General features: G+C 64.0%; 19 protein-coding genes. 6 read left to right on the forward strand and 13 right to left on the reverse strand.

What is annotated here, in order from left to right:
• Positions 1 to 10: 10 nt before the first annotated feature.
• The 4 genes from KP004_RS19335 (at position 11) to KP004_RS19350 (ending at position 5425) form a co-directional block, all read left to right on the forward strand.
• Positions 11 to 2170 (forward strand): putative bifunctional diguanylate cyclase/phosphodiesterase, encoded by a 2160-nt coding sequence (locus tag KP004_RS19335; protein WP_239026865.1) that lies wholly within the window; start codon positions 11 to 13, stop codon positions 2168 to 2170.
• 195 nt (positions 2171 to 2365) lie between these two features.
• On the forward strand, positions 2366 to 2869 hold the full coding sequence (gene tpx, locus KP004_RS19340; protein ID WP_216800018.1) for a thiol peroxidase: 504 nt from the start codon (positions 2366 to 2368) through the stop codon (positions 2867 to 2869).
• A 152-nt stretch (positions 2870 to 3021) separates the two neighbouring features.
• On the forward strand, positions 3022 to 4026 hold the full coding sequence (locus KP004_RS19345; RefSeq protein WP_216800019.1) for an AI-2E family transporter: 1005 nt from the start codon (positions 3022 to 3024) through the stop codon (positions 4024 to 4026).
• 46 nt (positions 4027 to 4072) lie between these two features.
• On the forward strand, positions 4073 to 5425 hold the full coding sequence (locus tag KP004_RS19350) for a glutaredoxin family protein (protein ID WP_216800020.1): 1353 nt from the start codon (positions 4073 to 4075) through the stop codon (positions 5423 to 5425).
• Here KP004_RS19350 and KP004_RS19355 read toward each other — a convergent pair.
• Genes KP004_RS19355 through KP004_RS19365 form a run of 3 tightly spaced genes read right to left on the reverse strand, consistent with a single transcriptional unit; the run spans position 5415 to position 9642 of the window.
• Complete coding sequence (locus tag KP004_RS19355) at positions 5415 to 7925, reverse strand: ATP-binding protein (RefSeq protein ID WP_216800021.1); 2511 nt, start codon at positions 7923 to 7925, stop codon at positions 5415 to 5417. The genes KP004_RS19350 and KP004_RS19355 overlap by 11 nt on opposite strands.
• 2 nt (positions 7926 to 7927) lie before the next feature.
• On the reverse strand, positions 7928 to 8959 hold the full coding sequence (locus KP004_RS19360; RefSeq protein WP_216800022.1) for a uroporphyrinogen decarboxylase family protein: 1032 nt from the start codon (positions 8957 to 8959) through the stop codon (positions 7928 to 7930).
• A complete protein-coding gene (locus tag KP004_RS19365; RefSeq protein ID WP_216800023.1) occupies positions 8956 to 9642 on the reverse strand; it encodes a cobalamin B12-binding domain-containing protein in 687 nt (228 codons plus the stop codon). The genes KP004_RS19360 and KP004_RS19365 overlap by 4 nt, the downstream gene beginning before the upstream one ends.
• A gap of 555 nt (positions 9643 to 10197) precedes the next feature.
• On the opposite strand from KP004_RS19365, the gene KP004_RS19370 reads away from it, so the two are divergent.
• Positions 10198 to 11316, forward strand: a complete 1119-nt coding sequence (locus KP004_RS19370; protein ID WP_216800024.1) for a methyl-accepting chemotaxis protein — start codon at positions 10198 to 10200, stop codon at positions 11314 to 11316.
• Between the two features lie 18 nt (positions 11317 to 11334).
• Here KP004_RS19370 and extS read toward each other — a convergent pair whose 3' ends face one another.
• The 10 genes from extS to extH form a co-directional block, all read right to left on the reverse strand.
• Positions 11335 to 12198 (reverse strand): selenite/tellurite reduction operon c-type cytochrome lipoprotein ExtS, encoded by an 864-nt coding sequence (extS, locus tag KP004_RS19375; RefSeq protein ID WP_216800025.1) that lies wholly within the window; start codon positions 12196 to 12198, stop codon positions 11335 to 11337.
• On the reverse strand, positions 12174 to 12590 hold the full coding sequence (gene extQ / locus KP004_RS19380; protein ID WP_216800026.1) for a selenite/tellurite reduction operon b-type cytochrome membrane protein ExtQ: 417 nt from the start codon (positions 12588 to 12590) through the stop codon (positions 12174 to 12176). Before extQ ends, extS begins: the two co-directional genes overlap by 25 nt.
• Complete coding sequence (locus KP004_RS19385; protein ID WP_216800027.1) at positions 12587 to 13207, reverse strand: cytochrome b N-terminal domain-containing protein; 621 nt, start codon at positions 13205 to 13207, stop codon at positions 12587 to 12589. Before KP004_RS19385 ends, extQ begins: the two co-directional genes overlap by 4 nt.
• A 194-nt stretch (positions 13208 to 13401) precedes the next feature.
• Positions 13402 to 13794, reverse strand: coding sequence for a QcrA and Rieske domain-containing protein (locus KP004_RS19390; RefSeq protein WP_216800028.1), 393 nt, complete (start codon positions 13792 to 13794; stop codon positions 13402 to 13404).
• Entirely contained in the window at positions 13749 to 15005 is a 1257-nt protein-coding gene (extO, locus tag KP004_RS19395; protein WP_216800029.1) for a selenite/tellurite reduction operon b-type cytochrome iron-sulfur cluster-binding subunit ExtO, read from the reverse strand. Before extO ends, KP004_RS19390 begins: the two co-directional genes overlap by 46 nt.
• On the reverse strand, positions 14959 to 16944 hold the full coding sequence (gene extM / locus KP004_RS19400; protein WP_239026866.1) for a selenite/tellurite reduction operon c-type cytochrome ExtM: 1986 nt from the start codon (positions 16942 to 16944) through the stop codon (positions 14959 to 14961). The genes extO and extM overlap by 47 nt, the downstream gene beginning before the upstream one ends.
• A 143-nt stretch (positions 16945 to 17087) precedes the next feature.
• Entirely contained in the window at positions 17088 to 18437 is a 1350-nt protein-coding gene (gene extKL / locus KP004_RS19410) for a multiheme c-type cytochrome (seleno)protein ExtKL (protein ID WP_275423146.1), read from the reverse strand.
• A 67-nt stretch (positions 18438 to 18504) separates the two neighbouring features.
• Complete coding sequence (extJ, locus tag KP004_RS19415; RefSeq protein WP_216800032.1) at positions 18505 to 18825, reverse strand: selenite/tellurite reduction operon protein ExtJ; 321 nt, start codon at positions 18823 to 18825, stop codon at positions 18505 to 18507.
• 67 nt (positions 18826 to 18892) lie between these two features.
• Entirely contained in the window at positions 18893 to 20092 is a 1200-nt protein-coding gene (extI, locus tag KP004_RS19420; protein WP_216800033.1) for a selenite/tellurite reduction operon porin ExtI, read from the reverse strand.
• 60 nt (positions 20093 to 20152) lie between these two features.
• On the reverse strand, positions 20153 to 21466 hold the full coding sequence (extH, locus tag KP004_RS19425; protein ID WP_216800034.1) for a selenite/tellurite reduction operon rhodanese-like protein ExtH: 1314 nt from the start codon (positions 21464 to 21466) through the stop codon (positions 20153 to 20155).
• A gap of 513 nt (positions 21467 to 21979) precedes the next feature.
• Here extH and KP004_RS19430 point away from each other — a divergent pair.
• On the forward strand, positions 21980 to 22903 hold the full coding sequence (locus KP004_RS19430) for a LysR family transcriptional regulator (RefSeq protein ID WP_216800035.1): 924 nt from the start codon (positions 21980 to 21982) through the stop codon (positions 22901 to 22903).
• The last annotated feature ends 253 nt before the right edge of the window (positions 22904 to 23156 follow it).

The following is a 23156-nucleotide window of genomic DNA, read 5'->3' on the forward strand; positions in this document are numbered from 1 at the left end:
CATGGAGGAGATGACTGCGAAAATGGAAGCGTACCAGACCGAGGATGAGAACGAACTGCGACCCGAGGTGGTCCTGGTTGCCGATGACGACGAGATGATGCGGGCCCTGGCCGTGGCGGCCCTGGAACAGGCAGGGTTCTTCGTTGCGGAGGCGGAAAACGGGGTGGTCGCCCTGGAGCAGTTCCGGCAGTTGCAGCCCGACATCGTCCTGCTCGACGTGATGATGCCGGAAATGGACGGCTTCGCGACCTGCCGCGCCCTGCGCGCCGTGCCGGCCGGAGGCGACGTGCCCATCCTCATGATGACCGGCCTGGACGATACGCGCGCCATCGAGCAGGCCTACGACGCGGGGGCCACCGATTTCGTCACCAAGCCGATCCAGTGGGCCATCCTGCGGCACCGGGTCCGCTACATGCTCCGATCCAGCAAGGCCATGCGCGACCTCAGGGTGAGCGAGGCACGCCTGAGCAACGCCCACCGCATCGCCCACATGGGGAGCTGGGAGTGGGACGTCCTCAACGACAAGTTCTACTGGTCCCAGGAAATTTCCACCATCTTCGCCGTCGCCCCCGACGGGTTCGACTCCTCCTATCAGGCCTTTCTCAACACGATCCACCCCCTGGACAAGGAGCTCTTCAACAAGGCCTTCGAGGACGCCTGCTCCTACCAGCGGCCGATCAGCCTGGACCACCAGATCGTGCTCCCGCGCGGCGACGAGCGCTGCTGCCATACCGAGGGGGAGGTCGCCATCGACGAGAGCGGCCGAGTGGTGCACATCTCCGGCACCATCCAGGACATAACCGAGAGGAAGCGGATCGAAGAACAGGTGCGCGCCCTCGCCTACTACGACAGCGTCACCGGCCTTCCCAACCGGGTCCTCTTCGGCGAGCTTCTGGAACGCGCCCTCACCTTCGCACGCCGCTACCGGAAGAAGGTTGCCGTCCTCTTCCTCGACCTGGACCGCTTCAAGGAGATCAACGACACCCTGGGTCACGACGTGGGGGACAACCTGCTCCGGGAAGTGTCCGAGCGCCTCAAGCACTGCATCCGCGGCTATGATTCCGTCTGGCAGGGGTTGGGGGCGGCGGGGGACGGCAACCCGGTGGCCCGGCTGGGGGGAGACGAGTTCACGGTCATCATGGAGGACATCCAGGACAGCAAGGGGGTGATCGCCGCCTCCCAGCGCATCCTGCAGCTCCTTTCGGACCCCTTCCTCCTGGACGGTGTTGAAATCTGCGTCTCGGCCAGCATCGGCATCAGCATCTACCCCGATGACGGGGAGGACGCCATGACCCTGGTGAAAAACGCCGACACCGCCATGTACCACGCCAAGAAGGAGGGACGCAACAACGCCCAGTTCTTCATGCAGGCCCTGAACGACGCGGCCTGCGAGCGGTTACTCCTGGAGCGGCAGCTCAGGAAGGCCTTGGCGAACGAGGAATTCGTGCTGTACTACCAGCCGCAGGTCGACGCCGACAGCGGCCGCATCGTCGGTTTGGAGGCCCTGATCCGTTGGCAGAGCCCGGAACTGGGCTTCGTCCCCCCCGTCAGCTTCATCCCGTTCGCGGAGGAGAGCGGTCAGATCATGCTGATCGACGAATGGGTGGTGCACGCGGTCTGCCGCCAGATCGCCGCCTGGCGCGCCCAGGGCATCACCCCCCCACGGGTGGCGGTGAACCTGTCCGGCTGCCATTTCCTCAAGAAGAGCCTGGTGGAGATGGTGGCCGAGTGCCTGCAAAACTTCGGGCTGGAGGGGCGCCACCTGGAGGTGGAACTGACCGAGGGGGTGATCATGCGCGACGTGGAGCAGGCCACGGCGACGCTGGCCGATTTGAAGCGCATGGGGGTCACCGTCTCCATCGACGACTTCGGCACCGGCTACTCTTCGCTCAGCTACCTCAGGCGCTTTCCCATCGACACCTTGAAGATCGACCGCTCCTTCATAACGGGCGTGACCAAGGACGCCGACGGAGCGGCCATCACCACCGCCATCATCTCCATGGCCACCAGCATGAGGCTGGATATCGTCGCCGAGGGGGTCGAGACCGCCGAGCAGATGACCTTCCTCTTGGACCACGGCTGCGCCGTCATGCAGGGGTACCTCTTCTGCCGCCCGGCCCCCCCGGAGGAAGTGACCCGCCTCCTGGTCGACGGGCTCCCCATGCCGTAACAAGGGGACTGGCTCCGCAGGTGCCTGTCCCCTTTCCCCTCGTGGTCCCCCCTCCCCTTGCGGGAGGGGGAGGCAGAAGAACCTTCTCTAGCGGACACGCCCGGGCGCGCAGGCCTCCCCTGTATAAGGCAGCAGTTGCAATCCGCGCAAAATGTCTTACCCTTTCCCGAGAATTCAACCTGTGCAGGAGGAACTATGCCTAAAGTAACTTTCAAGGGAAACCCGGTGACACTGGTGGGGCCGGAACTGAAGGTGGGGGATGCCGCTCCCAATTTCGCCGTGGTGGACAACTCTCTCAGTCAGGTGACGCTGGCGAGCTATGAGGGAAAGGTCAAGATCATCAGCGCGGTACCTTCACTGGACACGCCGGTCTGTGACACGGAAACCAGGCGCTTCAACCAGGAAGCGGCGGGGCTGCCGGGGAACGTGGTGGTCCTGACCGTAAGCGCCGACCTCCCTTTCGCCCAGAAGAGGTGGTGCGGAGCCGCCGGCATCGACAAGGTCGTCACCCTTTCCGATTACCGCGACCGCTCCTTCGCCCTGGCCTACGGAGTGCTGATCGAAGAACTGAAGCTTCTGGCCCGCGCCATCTTCGTCATCGACCAAAAGAACGTGATCCGCTACATCCAGTTCGTCCCCGAGGTGACCCAGGAGCCGGACTACGCGGCGGTGCTCGCGGCGGCGAAGGGGCTTGGCTAAGTCCCGACCCTCGCGTCCAGCCCTAAAAAAGGCGCCCGCAGCCAAACCGCGGGCGCCTTTTTTTGCCCGTGCGGCACCCCTTGGTTGCAAAGCGGAACAACAATCCCTCATTTTTCTGGACGGGCGCAAGAGTTGATAGTAAAAAGATGGTCATGGAAACGAGACAGGTCCCCACTACCCTGCAGGTAAGTTATTCGCTGGCGGTCGCCGCCGTCGTCACCGTGCTGCACTTCCACTTGCTGCCCGCGGTCTTCGCCGGCCTTGCGGTCTACGCGCTGACCGCGAAGCTGGCGCTCAAGCTCCCGGTGCGCTGGGGTACCCTGACCCAGAAGGTGGCCCTGGCGGGGATCATCCTCTTCGTGATCGGGCTGGTCTCGGGGATATGCCTGGGGCTGTGGTCCTTCCTGCGTGGACATCACGGCATGTCGAACCTCTTGGGGACCGCCGCGGAGACCCTGGACAACCTGAAGCGGAACCTCCCCGAGGACCTCACCGCGCTCCTCCCGGACACGGTAGACGAGCTGCGCGAGCAGATAGTCACCATGCTGCGCGAGCACGGCAAGAACATCTCGTCCGTCGGCATGAGCGGGGTGAAGACCTTCGCGCACCTGGTTCTGGGCATGGTGGTGGGGAGCCTCGCCGTCCTGCACCGGTTCAATAAGGAAGAGGGGTTCCCGCCGCTGGCCGCCCACCTGCACGAGCGGCTGCTGAACCTCGCCGGTGCCTTCGATAAGGTGGTCTTCGCCCAGGTGAAGATCTCGCTTCTGAACACGGCCCTGACCGCGCTGTACCTGGCCGTGGTCCTTCCCCTGTGCGGGATCTACCTCCCCATGGTAACGCTCTTGATCCTGCTCACTTTCATCGCCGGGCTGCTTCCGGTGGTTGGAAACCTCATCTCCAACTTCACCATCGTGCTGATCAGCCTCGGGGTCTCCCCCCTGGTCGGCCTCGCCTCGCTCGCCTTCCTGGTGCTGATCCACAAGCTGGAGTACTTCACCAACGCCCGCATCGTCGGCAGCGAGGTGAAGGCGAGCGTCTGGGAGCTTTTGACCGCGATGCTGGTCATGGAGGCCATCTTCGGCATGGCGGGCCTCGTCGCGGCCCCCGTCGTCTACGCCTGGCTCAAGCAGGAACTGAAGGCCTACCGGCTGGTCTGAGCGGGGCCTCCTGGCCAAAAGGCGCGCGCGTAGTATCATTTCCGGCATGGGTACGCACCAGCCGACAAAACGCCGCGTGGGTCCGGGCTCCGGCTTTCGCGACGCCGCCACTTCGCTTCGCCCCCATCCCGGCGGGCACCGTCTCCCTCCCCTCCCGCATCGCCTCCCCTTTTTCCTGCTCCTGGTTCTCCTCTGCGTCGTCTGCCTTTACCGTCCGGCCGAAGCCTCCTCCGGCACCACCCTCTACTACTTCTGGGGCGAAGGTTGCCCGCATTGCGCGCAGGCCAAGCCGTTCCTGCAGGAACTGCAGCGTAAACACCCGGGACTGACGGTGCAATCATGGGAGGTGCTGCAGCACCGCGACAACATCCCGCTGCTCATGCGCATGGCGAAGGAGCGGGGCCGGGAGGCGACCGGCGTCCCGGTCTTCATCATCGGCCCCCACTATTTCAGCGGATTTTCCGAGCAGACCCCGGCGCAGCTGGAAAACGCGGTCAAGGAGGCACTGCAGCACCAGATACCGCCGGCCGCACCTCCCCGGGCCGCCGAGCACGTCACCGTCCCCGTCGTGGGAGATTTGGACCCGCAGCGGTCCCTCCCCGTCTTCACGATCGTGATCGCCGCGCTGGACAGCTTCAATCCGTGCGCCTTCTTCGTGCTGTTCTTTCTTTTGAGTCTTTTGATCCACGCCCGGTCGCGGCGCCGGATGTTCCTCATCGGAGGGGTCTTCGTCCTGGTGTCGGGGGTTTTGTACTTCCTGTTCCTGGCGGCCTGGCTGAACCTGTTCCTGGTGGCGGGGACGCTCCCCGCCGTCACCACGGCCGCAGGGGTTCTGGCGCTTCTCATCGGCCTGGTCAACGTGAAGGACTTCTTCCTGTTCCGGCAGGGGGTTACCCTGAGCATCCCGGAGGGGAAAAAACCCATGCTCTTCGCCCGGATGAGGCGTCTTATGAAGGCGGAGCAGCTCCCGGCGCTTCTGGCCGGAACCGGCGTTCTCGCCGTCGCCGCCAACAGCTACGAGCTGCTATGCACCGCGGGTTTTCCCATGGTTTTCACCCGCGCGCTCACGCTGCACCGGCTCTCGGCGCCAGGCTATTACTCGTACCTTGCCCTATACTGTCTTGTTTATGTGGTACCTCTGGCGGCAATCGTCGCGGTCTTTACGGTAACGCTGGGGGGGCGGAAGCTCAGTGAATGGCAGGGGCGGGTGCTGAAGCTGGTGTCGGGGCTCATGATGCTGGGGCTGGCTGGGGTGCTGCTGGTACGGCCGTCACTTTTGAGCGATCCTGCTGTTTCGGCTTTGCTGCTGGCAGCGACCCTGGCACTGGCGGGTGTGCTGGCCCTCTGCTTCCGGCGTGGTCACCAAGACGGGGGAGAGAGCGGGGGAACTACCAGGTAGCGACGTTACCGGAAAGGGTGGACCTGATCTTTTCTCCGAGGCTCGCCATGTCGAATGGCTTCTGGATGAAGTTGACCCGGCGGCGGTCGACCCCCTTGTCCAGCAGGGTTTCCGGCGCATAGCCGGACATGTAGATGATCTTCAGATCGGGACGCAGGGCGAGGATGGTTTCCACGGCGTCCCGGCCGCTCGCACCAGGAAGCATCACGTCCGAGAGTACCAGGTCGATCCGGTGTTCGGAGCGACACAGCTCCAGCGCCTCCATCGCGTTCCCCGCCAGCAGCACGCGGTACCCCATGTGCTCCAGCATCTTCAGCGTCATCCTTCCGACGATCTCGTCATCCTCGACCACCAGCACCGTCCCGGTTGCACCCCCGGCCGGCACCGGCTTCACCTCAGCTACCCGGTCCCGATGGCGGGGGAGAAAGACCCTGAAGGTGGTGCCCATGCCGCGTTCGCTCTCCACGGTCACGAAGCCGCCGTTTTGGGTCACCATGCCGTACACGCTGGCGAGTCCCAGCCCGTTACCCTGCCCTACCTCACGCGTGGTGAAGAAAGGTTCGAACACGTGCCTGCAGGTTTCGCCGTCCATACCGTGTCCTGAATCGGAGATGGAAATCTCCAGGTAATCCCCCGGCGCCGCGTCGATATTGGTGCTGCAGGTTTCATCACCTACCGTGACGTTGCCCGTCCCGATGATCAGGCTTCCCCCGTCGGGCATGGCTGCGCCGGCGTTGCTGACGACATTGGTGATGATCTCTTCCAGTTGGGCCGGGTCGATCCTGACCGGCCACGGCTCGAGGCAAAGCTTCAGTGAGACCCGCGTTCCCGCGCCGGCCAGCAGTGAAACCTTGCGGGCCAGGTCCCCCAGCGCCTGGTTCACGTCCACCATTTTCGGCGAGATGAGCTGCTGCCGCGAAAAGCACAGGAGCTGCGCGGTGAGGTCCCGGGAGCGTTGCGCCGCCTTGGATATCTCCTGCAGCGAATCCGCGATCCGCCTGTTGCCGTGGTACTCCATGCCCAGCATCTCGGCGTAGCCGATGATGACCGACAGCATGTTGTTGAACTCGTGCGCCACCCCACCCGCCAGACGCCCCACCGACTCCATCTTGATCGACTGCCTGAGTTTGTCCTCCAGCAGCTTTTGTTGGGTGATGTCGTTGATGATCATGCCGCAGTACCCGGGCCTGGGACGGAAGAGCCAGACCTGACAGCACTTGCCGTTGAAGAAGTATCGCTCCAGGGCCAGCGGCGTCCCCTCGCGGGCGAGCTGCCCCAGGCTCTCCATCTGGGCAGGGTCGAAATCGGGGAGCAGCTCCAGCAGGGTCCGCCCCACCAGTGCCGCTTCGGTCTGCCCGGTGAAAGCCTCGAAGGCGGGATTGACCTCGACGAAGCGGAAGTCGGCGGGGGTTCCCTGCGGCCCCAGCAGCATTTCCAACAGGGCGAAGCCGTTGCCCATGTTCTCGAACAGCAGCCGGTACTTGTCCTCGCTCTCCTTGAGACTGCGTGAGACGGTGCGGGCCGAGACGATGGCCATGGCGCAGACGTTGGCGGCGCTGACGGCGAGGTTCAGGTACCTCTGCAGGTGCTGGGGGAGGGCGAAGTCCCCCGCCCACAGCCAACCTACCAGACCGTTGTGGTTCAGGCACACCAGGAATCCCCGGGCATCCGCGGCCACCTCGAAACTCCCCTGCATCCCCGAGGCAAGCCTGCGCAAGGTCGGCTCTTCGGTCACCGTCTCCCCGTGACGGTACGGCGGCGCGCCACTGGCAGGAACGAAGGCCACCTCCCCGGCTCCAAAGAGCATGGCGAAAACGGAGATGAGCTCCTCGACCACCCCCTGCTCACCGCTGCTGCTCGACATCCGGGATAGCAGATCGAGCAAAAGCGCGTAATCGGAGGCCGGCTCGCGCGCCGCTGCATCACCGCGACCCTGCCACTCCAGTGCACCGTGTGCCCGCTCCAGCTGCAGGCTCAGCAGCTCCAGGCCTACCGGCACCGTTTCCACCGGCCGCTGCACGAAGGCGCCGAACTCCGCAAGCGAGCTCGAGCTCTGCGGCACACTCCCGGTGTCGACCAGGGTGATCCTCGCGCAGCTTTCGGCGAAGAAGTCGGCGCCGGTACTCGCGTCGAATCCCCACCCCTCCACGAAGGAGCGCCAATGAGCGAGCCACCCCGGCGTGACCAGGTAGCCACCGCCGGCTGTCAGCCGGCCGAAGGCATAGTCGCCGCAGACGAGCGCCGCGCAGTGCCTTTTTTTGAGAAGTCGGATCCGGCGCAGGTCGTCAGGGGGGTCGCCCAGGTGTCCCAGGCATTCCCCTCCCACCACGATGGCGGGGGAGGTGCCGCACCGGCGGCGCAGGTCGTCCCAGGAAACCGGCGGACGGCCGCAGCAGCCGGTAAAGGTGGTGCACTCAGCCCCGGCCAGGGTGCTCCCGGCCAAGGCTTCGCGGACGTCGGGCCCCAGGGACTCGCAGCAATAAATGCGCGGGGTGGCCATGATCACCCCCTCCCGCCGGGCAGCGGGTAGCGGCCGTACTCGCGTACGGCCTCCGCGAGCGCGGTGAGGGTCGCCTCGGGGACCTGCCAGGGGATCTCGCCGTGCTGGTCCGAGAGGATGAAGCCACCGCCTGAAGCCGCCGCCTCGATGGCCTCCTTAACAGCAGTCGCCGTGGCCGCGTCGTCCCAGTTGCGCATCCTGATGCCGTTGAGGTTGCCGACCACGGTGAGCCGACCGCGGCAGCTCTCTTTCACGGCAGCGAGATCGTCCTCCCCCACCCCGACCATGGTCGTGCCGGTGGCGACGAGGTCGTCCACGACGCCAAGGCAGGGACCGGAGGCGAGGTGGGTGGCGGTAGGTCCGGTGATAGCTGCTATCGTCTTTTGCGCGACGGGTGCACCGAAGCGGCGGTACAGGACGGGATCGATCATCTTGGGAGAGGCGAGCGGATCGAAATAGCAGATGGCGTGGGCTCCGGCGGCAAGCTGGGCGTTGGCCCACTCTGCGCAGAAGGCTCCGTTTAGCTCCATAAGCCTGTACATGAGGTCAGGGCGGTCGAAGATCAGGTCGAGGTAGTGGTCGAAGCCAAGCTGCATCACGGGAAGCGAGAAGGGAGACATGACGACCCCGACGATGGGGACCGTATCGCCGACGGCCTGCCTCAATGCGCGCTGCGCTTCCAGCACCCGCCTGAGCCCCGGCTGTTCCTGAATGCGCGGCGGGACGAGCGAGGCGATCGCCTCGGCCCTGATCGGCGGGGGGCCTGCGTTGGGGGGGCCGTCCTCCCTGAAGATGGTGCTCCCCCCCCAGGCTTCCGCCTCCAGCGAGGCATGGAAGAACCCGTAGATGCAGTCGTGCCCGTAGCGCTCCAACATGCGCAACTGCCCCTGCACCACGTGCTCCGGTCTGGAGAAGTACGCCTCGATGGAAAGCCCCAGCTCCCGCGCCCCATGTAGGGAAAGGAGCAGGAACAGGGGTACCCGGTCCGGTTCCCGGTGCGAGATGGCGGTAAGGACCCGCTCCATGCTGGTCATGACACGCCCTCCCGCAGTTGCGCCAGGGCAAGCAGCACCTGGGAGGCGGTATCGCACCCGAGATCCGCCCCCACCTCGCGGTGCAGGGCGGGGTCGAGCCGGAAAGGGGCGCCCCCTACGATGATGCGGCACTCCAACCCGAGCCGGTCCAGGCCGTCGCGCACCTCGCGCACCTTCAGGGCAGACGGAAGCATCAGCGTCGAGATCAACAGGACCCGCACACCGTCCCGCTGTACGCGGTGCACCAGTTCCTGCGCGCCCACCGTGCCGTAGTCCAGGTAGGAGATCCCCGCCCCCTTGAGCACGAACCCGACCAGGCGTTTGCCCAGCAGGTGGTAATCCTCGAGCACCGCCAGCGCCACGCGCCTGCGCTCATCGACCAACGGCGGGTGCCCGCCGAGCACCTGCTCCATGAACTCCTCGCAGAGGCGTCCGCTCATGTAGACATGGGAGAGGGACAGGTCGCCGCGGTCCCACTTCTCGCCGATGACGGTCAGGGCAGGCGCGATGACCTGTTCGCAGAAACAAAGGGGAGAGAGGCCGGAGTCGGCATAGATCTGCTGCACGGCAAGGCGGTCCATGCCGATCAGGGCGGACTCCAGCAGGAGCGCGGGAGAGCCGGCGAGGTTGTCGGCAGCGTTACCGGAGTAGCAGGAGGTGACCATGTATTTCTCCAGAAGCAACTTGTAATGCAGAGACGACAAGAAGATCCAGTCAATACCAGTTCTGTGATGGGAAGAATCGAAGACGATGCTTCGGAACGAAACAAACTTACACCTCGTAGTCGAATTAGTCCACTGCAATGTTGTCTTTGGTCCCCAATTACCCCCCTTTATGACAGCCATCTCAATTTTTCGTGATTGCAGTCACGACCGCTGTGACAGTTGCTTGCTGCAGCCGCGCGGCTGCCGAGGGTCCACAGTTGACTCGACCGTCGGAAAATTATTATTCGCGCATGCAACTTCCCTGTCGAGATGTCACGTCATGGGCAGATGCAACATCGTCGTCGTCCTCGGCTCGGAACGCGGTAGAGCATTTCAATGGGCGACGATGAAGGGAAGTAGCGCAACGCCGGATGCCTAAACTCCCACAGGAAAAGGATGAATTACGCCGTCTCCCATTAAAGCTTTGGCCTTTCCTGCCGATGAAGGTACCTGACCGGTGCATCTTCCCGCACAGGCCTGCCCCGGGATGGGCACTACCGAACCGGCGCCTACCGAGGCGCGAAGGGAGCAGTGATGAAACTTTTCGGCAACGCCAACCAGGGTAAGATCGACGATCAGGCCGTGGAAATCGCCAAACTGACGCAGATGCTCGACAACGTCGACAACATCGTCATGCTCTGCGACACCACCCACGACAACAAGATCATCTATATGAACAAACAGGCCCGGGCCCTGATGCAGCAGTACCGCAGCCAGTTGAACTCCGGGCTGCGCGGTGCCGACGTGGCCAACGCCGACGGCAACAGCATCCACCAGTTCCACAAGGACCCGGCACGGATCCGCGCCATCTTTGGCGAGCCGCGGGGCAGGATGCCGCACACCGCCGAGATCCCGATTGGTGAGGTGACCCTGCGCACCTCTACCTACCCGATCTGGGACAGCAGGGATCCCGCCAAGGTGCTCTGCTACATGGCCTGCTGGAACGACATCACCGCGGAGAAGGCGGTGGCACAGCACCAGCGGGAGGCCATCGAGCGCAAGGAATACCTGGAGACGCGGGTGACCCAGATCGCCACCGCGATGGAAGAGATGAGCATGACGGTGAACGAGGTGGCGCGCAACACGGTGAACGCCGCCGACTCCGCCGCCGAGGTGGCCGGCAACGCGCGCGAGGGGCAAAGCGTGGTGAGCCAGGCCGTGAGCGAGATGCGCAAGGTGGCGGAGATCGTGCGGGACTCGGCGGGAATCGTCGGGAACCTGGGGGAAAAGTCCGCCAAGATCGGGGAGTTCGTCGCCGTCATCAACGACATCGCCGACCAGACCAACCTGCTGGCATTGAACGCAGCCATCGAGGCCGCCCGGGCCGGCGAGCAGGGGCGCGGCTTTGCCGTGGTCGCCGACGAGGTGCGCCGGCTGGCGGACCGCACCGTGGCCTCGACCAAGGAGATCCGGCTCATGGTCGAAGAGATCCAGAAGGAAACCGCCCTGGCGGTGGAATCGATCGAACGGGGCAAGAGCGAGGCCGAGGTGAGCGAGGCGCTTTCGCACCAGGTGGACAGCTCGCTCGCCAACATCGTCAACTCAATCGAGCAGATCGAACACGTCATCGCACAGATCGCCACCGCGTCCGAGGAACAGGCCGCCACGTCGACCACCATTGCCAGCAACCTCGAGGAGATCGTGCGCGGCTGACGGGTCCATCCCCGCCTCTCACCTCCTTGAGACGGGGAGGGAAAGCCCCGCCGGACCCGGTATCCGGCGGGGCTGTTTTGCGTCCGCCAGAAGGGCAACCAGCGTGTCCAACTCGCCGGGTCGCAGGACTACCGGGCGCATCTGGGTCTGCTCCCGGCTTTTCCTCGGGTTCTCCAGCCACTTTTCCAAGGCCGCGACGCTCCACCGGCTGCGGCCGGGGGCCGTCTTCGGATAGAACTCCGAGAGGAGCCCGGAAAGGTTCGGGCCGATCCCCCCGCGCCCCAGCCCTCCCCCGTCGCGGGTGAGCGCCCGGTGGCAGGCACCGCAGCGCTTCTCGAAGATGTTCTCCCTGCCGCCGGCGCCTTCCTCGAAGTGCACCACCTGGGGCGACTCCCCCTTGCGCGCCCCCCCTTTGCCCGCAGCCTCCCGCGCCCCCGCCAGCACTGCATTCACCAGTTCCGTTTTTTGCCGGTCGTCAAAGTAAAACTGGGGCATCAACAGGGCGGGTTTATCGAGCGCCTGGAAAATCGCCTGCGCTGTCACCCCCGCAGGAAGCCGGTCCAGGTCCGCGGCCAACCGGTTCCCCTTCCCCGCCGAGCTGTGACAGCGGCGGCAGGCGAACCTCTCCATGAGATCGCGGCCACGCTCCGTGGTGGCGGCGCCCGGCACGGCAAACCAGGCGAAGCGCCCCGGTACCAGGTCGTGGTGAGCGATGCGCAGCCGGTCGGACCGAGGATCGCCGGCGTGGCAACTCACGCAGCTTCCCAGGGCACGGTAGTGCACGGGGTGGCACGTGAGGCACGAGGCTCCTCCCGCCTGCACCGCCTGGTAGGGGAGCAGAAGCACCGCCAGCGTGATCAGAAGGGGGAAACGAACTGCCAATTGGCACCTCTGCAGAACATCGCCACGACCGTGAGCGCGAGCACCAGGGCGCAGGTGACCAGTGCCGCACAGGTCACCACCCGGGACCCACGGGGAAACCAGCAGGCGCACTGCGACGGCGCCGGACGGGAGAGCCAGGGGAGAGCGAGGAAACCGGCCACCAGCGCCAGCACCAGGTAGATGAGGTACTTCGAGTAGCTGACCAGCTCCTGGATCCAGAGCAGGAACCATGCGGACTTGACCGGATTGGGGACTCGGGCGAGGTTCGCCTGTTCCTGCAAGGGGGCCGGGACCAGCGCGGCCAGGACCATGAGGACCAGCACCGTGAGGGCCAGGGCGATCTTGATGAGCCGGAAGAAGTGCGGCGAACTCTTTACGTAACCTCTTTTCATAGGTAGGGGAGCACCCCCTTGTTCTTCCTGATCCGGTAAAAATGGAGTCCGCTCAGAAAGAACAGCGCTCCCGGGATCATCAGGATGTGCAGCACGTAAAACCTCAGCAGCGATGCCGGCTCGCCCACCCCGTCCGGCACCAGCACGGCGCGCAGCGCGCCACCAAACGGCATGATGTGCACCAGTTCCATCCCGGTCTGGGTGGCCCAGAGGGCGAGCTGATCCATGGGGAGGAGGTAGCCGGTGTACCCCTCGAATACGGCGAGTAGCAGCAGGGCGCAGCCGACCAGCCAGTTGAGCTGCCGGGGCTTTTGGTAGGCGCCGGTGAGGATCACCCTCAGGGTGTGCAGCACGATCAGCACCAGGAAGAAGTGGCTGGCGAGCCGGTGCAGGCTTCTCAGGTAGCGCCCTCCCCAGACAGACGATTCCAGGAGCAGGATGGATGGGTAGGCGGCGGCAGGGGTGGGTTGATAGTAGAAAAGGAGCAGCAGCCCCGAGGCGACCAACAGCATCAGGCAGGTGAAGGCGAGCCCCCCCAGGCACAGGGTATAGGAGAGGGTCAGGTTCTTTTGCAGCACCGCCCGGGGAAAGAGATGTTTCAGGAAGTCTTCGATCAAATCAGTTGCTCCCGCTGTTTCGCCTGCATTGCCAACCTCGACGACTCCCGCTGTCTATTACCCCTCCCCTTGCGGGAGGGGGTTAGGGGGTGGGGGAAGGTGCCCTCACCGCCGTGCCCTTGCGGCTTCACCCACCCCCCTGCCCCTCCCGTCAAGGGAGGGGAGCTTACGGCTGGGCGAATGATTATTCGCCCCTACGGTTGCACGTGGTAGTTCTCGCCCACCAGGTGCACCTGGTACCGCTCCAGGGCGCGGTCGGCGGGGCCTTTCAGCACCCGCCCCTCGCGATCGAACTCGGAGCCGTGACAGGGACAGACCAGCCCGGCGGGGGTCACGTTGACCGTGCAGCCCAGGTGCGTGCAGATCAGGTTCAGCGCGTAGACCTGCCCCCCCCGGTCCAGGACGGCGATGCGCGCCTCCCGGTACACCAGGGCTCCGTCGCGCGGGAGATCACCCCTGGCTACCGTGAGCAGCGTCTTCGTGCGCCTGCCCCGCGGCGTAAGGAACCTGCCCAGGAACCATCCTCCCGCGACGAGCGCGATCAGGGCACCGAGGAAGCTTCGACGTGATTGACCAAGTTCTGCCATTTTTCCAGGTACGCCCTCCGATAGGCCGTGCTCTTGCGCGAAAGTTCCAGGTACCGTCGCTCCGGGTAGAACGAACCGTTACCCATCTGCTGCCCGGCCGCATCCCAGAAGGAGGGGAGCGTCATCCCCTCGGCCTGCAGCTGGTAGATCCGGTCCTCCCTGCGCTCCAGCAGGAAGCGGCGCGGATTGTCGTGGCACCCCTCGCACATCACCGTGCCGCGACGCACCGTGTGGGGGAAAAACGCCTTCCACCGGGCCGCCAGCAGCCTGTTCTCGTCCCAGACGGCGCGGTCGTTCCTGACGTCGGTGAAGTAGGCGATGAACTCCGGCCTGATGGGGCTCACCTTCCCCCGCCGGTTCAACCCCAGCGGAGGGGCATCCTGCTGCCGCAGGTAGGCGCTCTTCAGGTACTCCTCGGCAACCTGGTCCCTGCGCAGCCCGTAGCGCTCCTGCGAGGGGCTGTTGGTGAAGCGCAGGAAAAAGGTGCCGTATTCCTGTGCGGCCCAGGCCGAGTGACAGGCCCAGCATTCCATTTTTTCCAGGTGCGCCGCGATGCGATGTTCCGGCACGCTTTGCTTCGGCTCGTGGCAGTCCCGGCATCCCTTCGCCGCCTTGCGCCCGGCGGCGAGGCTCGCCATGGAGTGGCAGTCGCCGCAGGCAAGTCCGGCCTCGGCGTGCAGGTCCGGGGTCATCTTGAGGTACGCCTCGCCGTACGCCACCTCGCCGCGCTGGTAGCGCATGCTGTCCTCGCGCGGGGCCATGCCGTAGTAATCGGTCCCGACGAAGTACCCCTTATGGCAGACGAAGCAGTCGCGGTCGCGCGGCTTGGCGATCTCGTGCCCCTTGCCGGCATGACAGTCGGTGCACCCCTTGAGGTGGCAGGCGCCGCAGTTCTTGCCGAAGAAGCGTGCATCGACCCGGCCGTAGCTCACCGCCACGAAGTCGAGCTCACCGCGGCGGCTCCCCATCGGCTGGTCGAAGAGCGCCGCGTATCCCTTGTGGCAGCCGACACAGCCCGCGGCGCGGCTCTCCCTGGAGCCGGGGTTGGCCAGGGTCCTGGTTTCGTCCAGATGGCAGGAGAGGCAGGGAAGCCCCCGGTGCACCCCCTTGACCACCTTCTTATGGCAGACGGTGCAGTTCTCCTTGCCGAAAGCGACTGTCGCGCTAAGGAGCAGGGATAAGGCGACGATGCAGCGCATCATTGAGCGCACGATGGTCCAGCTCCTTTCGATAGATGGGGTCGGCGGCCTTGTCGTGGCAGACCAGGCAGAGGTTCACCGCCAGGGCGCGCCGCACCTCGACGCCGTTCAGGGGACGGGAATGCTCCCGGGTTATGGCCGAATAGGCCCGCACCTTACCCTCCTGCAGGGTCAAAAAGCCGTCCAGCGGCTTGTCCGCCGACTGCTCGCAGATCATGGTCCCCTCGATGTTCCTGCCGGCAACCACGTGCTGCCCGAATCCGAGGAAGGCGGGGTTGCCGTGGCACTCGCCGCAGCCGATCGCCTTCTTGCCGGTGTTGTGCGAGTAGAAGGGGGCGAAGCGAAGCTGCTGTTTCCCCTTGAAGCGCGCCACGTATTCGTTTTTGGAGAGGCTGCTGTCCGGCTCCACCACGCTCACGAAGGTCTGGCACCCCGGGGTGACCGTGGAGATCCTGCCGCGCTGGTTCAGGGCCAGCGGGAAGGGGTAGAGCATCCGGTAATCTTCCTTCTCGCTGAAGCGACCCGGCGTCGGCATCCCCTTCACATAGTCCATGGCGGAGCGGGTCTTGTCGTAGCTGGTGTGACAGCCGTAGCACTGGACCACGGTGCGGCTGTGGCAGGAGTAGCATTCCATCCGGCCGTGCCCCACCACGGTATGCTCCGGGCTTCCCGTGATCACCCGGCTTTTGAAGAGCCTGCCGCTGCGCTTGCCCAGCACCCACACCGCGCCGTCGCGATAGAAGACGTTGGAGTAGGCGCGCCCCTTGGCGGTGAGGATCATCTTCATCCCCTGCCGCATCTGCATCCGGTACCCCTGGGACTCCCGCAGCGCCTCGTCGCTTTCGCCGGAGATCTCCCGGTAACGCGGTGGCCTCGCCCCGCCGTGGCAGTCCTCGCAGGCGATCTCGGTCTGCAGGTACATGTTCTTGTAGGAGTAGCCGTCACCCATCAGGTCGCGCGAGGTGTGGCAGTCGATGCAGTCCATCCCGGCGGCGAAGTGAACGTCGGGGGCGATGTGGGTCAGGTTCCTGTTGCCGCCGGCCACGACCGGTCCCGGCTGCCCGAAGCGGGTCGGCACCAGCGAGTTGTTGCCGTCGTTCAGCCCCTGGTACGAGTAGGCGATGCGCCCGCTGCGGTTGTGGCAACGGGAACAGACCTCGTTGCCGGGGAGCCGCTCCATGGCGTGGCTGGCCGCGTAGGGTCCCCTTCCCAGAACGGTGGCGTCCCCGCCCCGGTACAGCGCGCGATCGTTGTAGGGAAAGTGGCAGGCGGCGCACCCCGAGGCGTGGCTGGCCCCGTAGACCTCACCACTCTCCCGGGCCACGTGACACTGAGCGCAGAACTTGCGGTACAGCTCGCCGGAGAGGTGGTCAAGCTCCGCCACCGGCTGGAGCCGCAGCGGCTTACCGGCGGGATCGGAGACCTCGCCGCCACGGCTGGCGTAGTCCCCATCCTCGGGCCCTTCCCAGGTGAGCCGGATGTTGCGGATCATGCCCGTCGTCGTGTACATAAGGTTCGACCTCACCCGGTCCAGTTGGTACAGGTGACACGCACCGCAGCTCTTGTCCCAGTGCTCGGGCGCCGAGGGGTTGCCCTTGCCGAGCATGCCGCGGTGCGCCGCCTCTTTCTCCCGGGCCTTGCCGTCGCCGCCGTGACAGGCGACGCAGTCGCGGTGGGTGGCCGAGGCGTGTTCGATGCCGGCGTGGCAGGAGAGGCAGTTTTCGGGCGGTGCTCCCTTACCGATACACCCGGCAGCGAAAAGGGCAGCCAGCAGAGTTGCTTGGCGGGTAACCCTGGACCAGCCGGATGGCTGCCGCGCTACGGTCCCCGCCCCCGGAGGGGGAGGGCCAGGGAGGGGGAAATTGATCCCGCACGCATCCTGTGTCCCCCCTCCCGACCTCCCCCCTCCGGGGGGAGGAGCTGGGTATGTTTCTCGGTCTGTAACCTTCATATCGCCCGCTGTATCTGCACTGAACTCCCGCGCATTATAGTCAAATTAGAATCATTCTCCAAAACCTTTCATGAGCAATGAACAAAAAAAGCCGGCATCGCGGTGGATGCCGGCCATAACAAACCAGGAACCTGCTCTTTGCATCACTTGCCGCTCTGGCTGATACTCACCGTCCTGGTGAACTCCTTCCAGACGAAGGGATCGCTGTTGGGGGTGCCGAAGGGGAGATAGGTGAGCTTCACTTCCACGTCGAGATCGTACGCCGCGGGCTTCTCCACCGTCTTGCCGTTCACTTCGACCTCTTCCAGCGGATAGAAGATTTCGAAGCGCTCCTTCACCAGTTTGCCCGGGGGCAGCCCCGTGTCCTCGATCAGGCCGCTCTTCTCGTAGGGGCCGCGCCCCATCCGGTCGCCGCGGGCCAACTGCTGCGGGACAGGCATGTAGATCTTCTCCTGATTGAACACTTCCTTGCCGTCTTTGGTCTTCCCGATTACCGACAGAACCAGTCGGTTGGGGGTCGGTCAGCCGTCGGGGATGGAGTGCCCCGCCTTGTTCAGCATCTCGACCTTGACCACGGCCCTGGGCCTGATCTTCGCGCCGTCGCGCCAGTAGTACCCGAAGGCCTCGGCCTTGAATTCCACAGCCTTGTCGCTCATGGCCGCGTCACGATAGGACTGGATGTTGTGGCCGAGCTTGGAGTTCTTCATGTGGCATTCCTGGCAGTTCTCCTGCCCCACCTCCGCCTTGTAGGCCCAGAGGTAGCTGCCGTAGGAGGTGCAGCACTGGGTAGGCTCGTCCAGCTCCAGGTTCGGCCCCAGACCGTGGCACTGGCCGCACTGGATGGCCTGGTCCATGATCGGGCTCTTGGCCATCTTGGGGAACTTGTCCGAGGGATGATCCCCGTCCTTGGATCCGTACACCACGCCGGCCTTGGGGTAGCCGTCCTGCCACTTGTGGGTGATGGCGTTCCTGTTGTGGCAGACCAGGCAGTTGATGGAGACGCTCTTCAGCTTCTCTTCGAGTTTCTTGGCCCCCTCCTTGTCCTTCTTGGCCCGCGCCTCCTTCCAGCCGTAGAGGGTGGTGACCAGTTCCTGGGCCACCGAATCCTCGGCGTCGGCCAGTTGCGGCAGATGGCACTTGGCGCACCCCATCAGGTGCTCCACCTTGACGTCCTTCGGGCTCTTCACCCCCGAATAGGGTTCCTCCATCAGGCCGTTCTCAATAGTGGTCATTATGGTCATCGCCGTGCGCGCCGTGCCGAAGAGGGAGCGCGAGTGAATTGATTTCTGGGCCTGGTCATGCTGCTCCTGGTGACATTCGACGCAGGAGCTCGAGTCGTACATCTTGGCCAATTCGGCCAGGGTCTTCGCCTTCCCCGACTTGGCCGCTATCGTTTCCTGCCAGCCGATGCCGGCCTTACCCGCGAAAGCCGGCGCCGCCAACGCCACAAGAAGAGCGGCCGCCAGGCTTGCCTGCACATTCAGTCTCTTCATGATTTCCTCTGTCCTTTCCGGTTATCGAACAAAAGGGCGCCCCGCGCAGGCGGGGCGCCCATCCGCATCAGCAGCCCTGCAACTCATCCCCCTCGCACTCCGTGAGGGAGATCGGGGAATCCACCTTGATCTTTTCCGCCTTGGCTTTGCCGAACTTAAGCGTCACCTCGTTTCCCTGCACCGCGAGCACCTTCGGGCTCCCGCCGAGGGAAGTTACCATGGCGCCTTTCTTGACGAACGCAGGAGGAGCCGCCTCCAGGGTCACCGTGACCTGCTCCCCTTCCACCTTGGTTACTTTCCCCTTCGCCGGTCCTGCCGCGAAGGCCGTCGCCGCCAGGCTCAGCGCCACCAGGCCTGCCGCCGCAATCCGCATCGTTTTACCAAACATCGCTTTTCCTCCTCTTGGCCGAGGGGGACTGGCACCTACCGGAGCCAGTCCCCTTGGCTGTCTGTGGTTAGAAGATCACCTGGAGCTGGGTCACGTAGGTCATGAAGTCCTCGGTCCCGTCGGCCGTGGTACCGCTGCCGTTACGGAAGCCGGTGGAGTTGGCCTCGAAGGTGAGCTTCAGGTTCTGGTCACGCAGGTAGTAGTTCGCGCCGCCGCCGGTCCAGAAAACGCGCTGGTCGTAGATGCCGTTCAAGTTGGCGAACTTCCAGTTCTCGTGGCGCACGAACAGCTGGAGCGGGATGTTGGGGAGCATGTAGCCCGCCTTGACGTAGTAGCCGTTTTTCTCCCCGTTGATGCCGACCACGTTGACGTCGGGATTGTCGCCCAGGTAGGCGTTGTCGAGATCCACCTTCTCGTACGCGCCGGAAGCGGTGAAGGTTCCCAGCCCCTCGACCGGGTATTCGACGAAGCCGTCGAAGGTCCAGGCCTTGTAATCCTTCTTGCCGGTCCTGGCGATGGTGTCGGCGTAGGCGATGTCAGGCTCGAACTGGTAGGCCGCGCCGAAGGTGGCGACCTTCTTCTTGCCCAGGTAGGTCCCCTTGTAGCCGTAGTCGTTCTCCGGGTCGAGCAGCGTCACGTGGGCGCGGGCCGAGTAGCGGAAGTTCGAGGCGGGTGCGGTGTCCCCGGAAACGGCCTTGCGTCCCTCCATGGCGTCCAGGCGGTATTGGAACATGTCGTTGAAGAGGTTGCCCCAGACGGCCACACCGGTGTCGCGGGTGGTGACGTAGGGGGCCCGGATGAAGAGCGAGCGGTCCAGGGTAAGGGGCGCCTCGCAGGCCTCCAGGTTCTCGCGCGACAGGTTGTACTTGAACTTGCCGACGTTGATGCGGAATGCGTTGTCGATCTTGAAGCGGACCACCGCGTCCAGGAGCTGGAAGTTGGAGCCCTGGTTCTCGGATGCCACGTCGAGCGGGGTCAGGTTCTGGTCGTCGGTGTACTCGGTCTGCACGTAGATGGACATCATGTCGCCGTACTTGCCCATGAGCGCCAGGCGGTTGCGGCGGAAGTTGAAGTTGGCCGTGGTGTCCTCGTTGTTGTCGCCGGAGCCGATGTCGCGGAAGGTCATCTGGAACTGGCCCTTGTAGTCCAGCTGCAGCGCCCCCTCGTCGTTGGGTCCGAAGGTCATCTTGGGTCCTGCATATGCGGTTCCGCTGGCCAGAGCTACCCCGAGCAGGGCAGCACAGACGGTCTTGTTGATTTTGATCATAGTCGTCTACTCCCTATATGGTCATGTGGTCGATTGATGATCCGAAAGCTGCCTGGGCTCCTAGCAGCCGCCTCCGCCGCCGGAAGTGCCGCTGCCGCCGCTGGTGGTAACCGGGCTATGGTAGGCCGCATCCGTGTCTTCGATCTGGTTGCCGTTCGCGTAGCTCGGCTCCGGGCTCAAGAGGCGGGAGGTGTAGGTGACGATGGTGCGCCCGGCATCGATGTTGTAGGTGCGGGAATCGGTCAGGGCCGTGGTGTCCCAGATGGAACCGACGGCGAGCTTGCCGCCCGCGTTGGCCAGGGTGGTGCCGACTTTGTCGGAGCTGGCCATGAGCCCCCACTGTCCCCAGGAGCCGTCGTACCAGACCGCTTTCATGGTCCCGGCGGTGGTCTCGTTGTAGTAGGCATAGCCGTCGATGGCGAAGAACAGGACCGAGGCGATGTTGCCGGCGCGACAGATGGTGTAGATCGAGGTGCGGCCGGCCGGGATGGCCAGCGCCGTTTTGACGTCGTCGACGGACTTGAACTTGCCTGCCGTGTGCAGCAGGGTGTGCGCCTTGTTGCGGCCGCCGTGCACGGCGCCTTCGAAGACGACGTACTTGGTCGGAGTGGAGGTGTCGATCAGGTCGGAAGTGGGGCCGGCCGGAACGTCCGTGCTCCTGCCGTCGATGAAATCGTTGCTCACGGTTCCCGCGCTGACCGCGGCGATCATGTCGGAGAGCGAAGCCCTCAGATCAGGCTTGACCCGGTTGACGCCGTTAGGGGTCACCGCGTAGCTCGACCTGGCGATGGTGGGCTTGTCGAAGACCAGCGGCAGCCCCGCGGTCTTCCAGGCCTTGTTGCCGCCGTTGAGAACCTTGAGCCTTTCCTTGGGGAAGCCCCAGTAGCGGAATACGGTGTAGCCCCTGGTGAGGTTCCAGGGGGATCCGCTTTCGGCCTCGGAGGTGGTGAAAACGATGGTGGTGTTGGCATCGATGCCGGTGCGCTGGATCAGGGTGTCCATGGTCATCCCGTCCGGCACCATGGAGCCGGTGTACATCGGCCCCTCGACGCGGGTCTGCGCAAGCTCGGTGGTGAGCCCTACGCTCTGCGAGCCTGCGATGTGCCCGAGATCGTAGTTGGTAATCGTCCCGTCGACCTGGAGGATCACCACGCGGTCGTAGCCGCCGGCCTTGTTCACCTTGCCCTCGGTGAGCCACTGGTTCAGTTCCGTGGGCTCGATCAGTGCGGTTGCGGTTTTAGTCGTGGTTATAACCTTGGCGGGGCTGTCATAGCTGGTATCACCGCACCCCCAGATGCTGAGAGCCGCGACGGCCACCAGACCGAGCAGCGAGAACAGCACTACCCTGCTCTTTTTCATCATCTTTTCCGACATACAACCTCCTTTGGATTGGGTGAAATATGGCTGCCAACAGATGTTAAAGTTCTCGGCCTCCTTTCTCCATGATTAACACTGTCAAAGGGTTTACTTGCAAAAGTTAAAATATTTTCGTTTTCTGTCAAGAATGTTGATTTGGCAGTGCACGGTACGGAAAAATCCATACAGGCACTGTCAAAGAGTTGTGACGCTAAAGGTGCTGTTTCGGGCAGCGTGTCACAACTGACCGTGCAACAACAGTTTTCGATTGGACAGCCGCTGATAAGTCAACGACCAAAGACACTGTTGCTTTGTCGCAGGATAGGGTAAACTACTCAAGTGAAAGTTTTTCATGGCTTCATGCGCAATGCGCATGGTAATTAAATCTGTCTCATCCCATTTGATTGTCTATCGTTAATTTGCCAATTTCAGCCTTGCAATCTATATAAGTTTTTTGCAATATGCACAAACGACATATTCTCACACAACGTATGCGTATTTCGCATGACCCGGCAGCGAGAGAGCAGATCCATGGATTTCACCAATCTGAAAACCCTCGTAGTTTCGGTCGAATGTGGCAGTTTCTCCAAAGCTGCCGAGATCCTCTGTGTGACACAGTCCGCCGTCTCCCGCAGGATCAAGATCCTCGAGGATCACTACGGCCAACTCCTTTTGGACCGCTCAGGGCTCGCACTGAAAACGACGGCGGCCGGACAGCTGCTCGTGGAGAAGGCGCGGATGGTGCTGAAGATGGAGCAGGACTTCGTCCATGACCTTCAGCTGCTGGCTCGCAAGCGCAAGATCTCCTTCTGCTGCACCGCTCCCTTCGGCATCTCCTTCCTCCCCGACATCTTCACGCGCTTCATGTCGCGCAACTCCCAGACCAGCGAGCTGAGCTTCGTCTTCGACATGCCCGAAGGGGCCCTGAAGGGGCTGAAGGAAACGCTGTACGACCTCGTGCTGATCGAGTTCTGCGAAGACCTGAATCTCGACGAGTTCGCGGTCTACCCGCTGCCCGACGACGAGATGGTCTTCGTGAGCAAGCCCGGCTTCGGCATCGACGGCAGGGTGGTCACCGTCGAAACCATGCTGGGCCAGCGCCTGTACTGCAAGAAATCGGGCTGCTGCGCCCGGCGCTTCCTGGAAAAGAGCATGCACGGCATCGGCCGGGACGCCGCCGAGTTCCGCAACACGGTCTACTTCGACGACATCCCGTTCATCATCAAGGCCGTCCAGGCAGGAGAAGGGGTCACCTTCATATCCCGCAGCGTGGTGGCATCACATCTCGCCGACGGCTCACTGGTCAGCCACCACGTCGAAGGATTCGCCACGGCCCGGCCGCGGCGCCTGGTCCTGGAGAAGAACCGCAGCCTCGACCCGACGCTGTGCGACCTCATCGAAGGGATCTTCCACCGTTTCTCGCTCACCCCGCCCCCGGAACTGATGCCGCGCTGATCCACCCGCCGCACACGCCCCATTGCCGCCCCTCGGCATCCCGCCACCTCGCCCGCCACCTCGCCCGCCACCTCGCCCGCCCCAATCCCCAATCCCCAATCCCCAATCCCTAGCCCCCCTAAGTCCCCTTCCCTTCAAAAAAATTAGTGATAGCATATTAAACTTCATTATCCTCACCCACTCAGCGTCCCCATTATTGCGGGAAGGGCCACCGGGCGGGTGTAGCCATCTCTGGACAAGGGGGACTTTTCAC

This window comes from Geomonas oryzisoli (genome assembly GCF_018986915.1).
Lineage (GTDB): Bacteria > Desulfobacterota > Desulfuromonadia > Geobacterales > Geobacteraceae > Geomonas > Geomonas oryzisoli.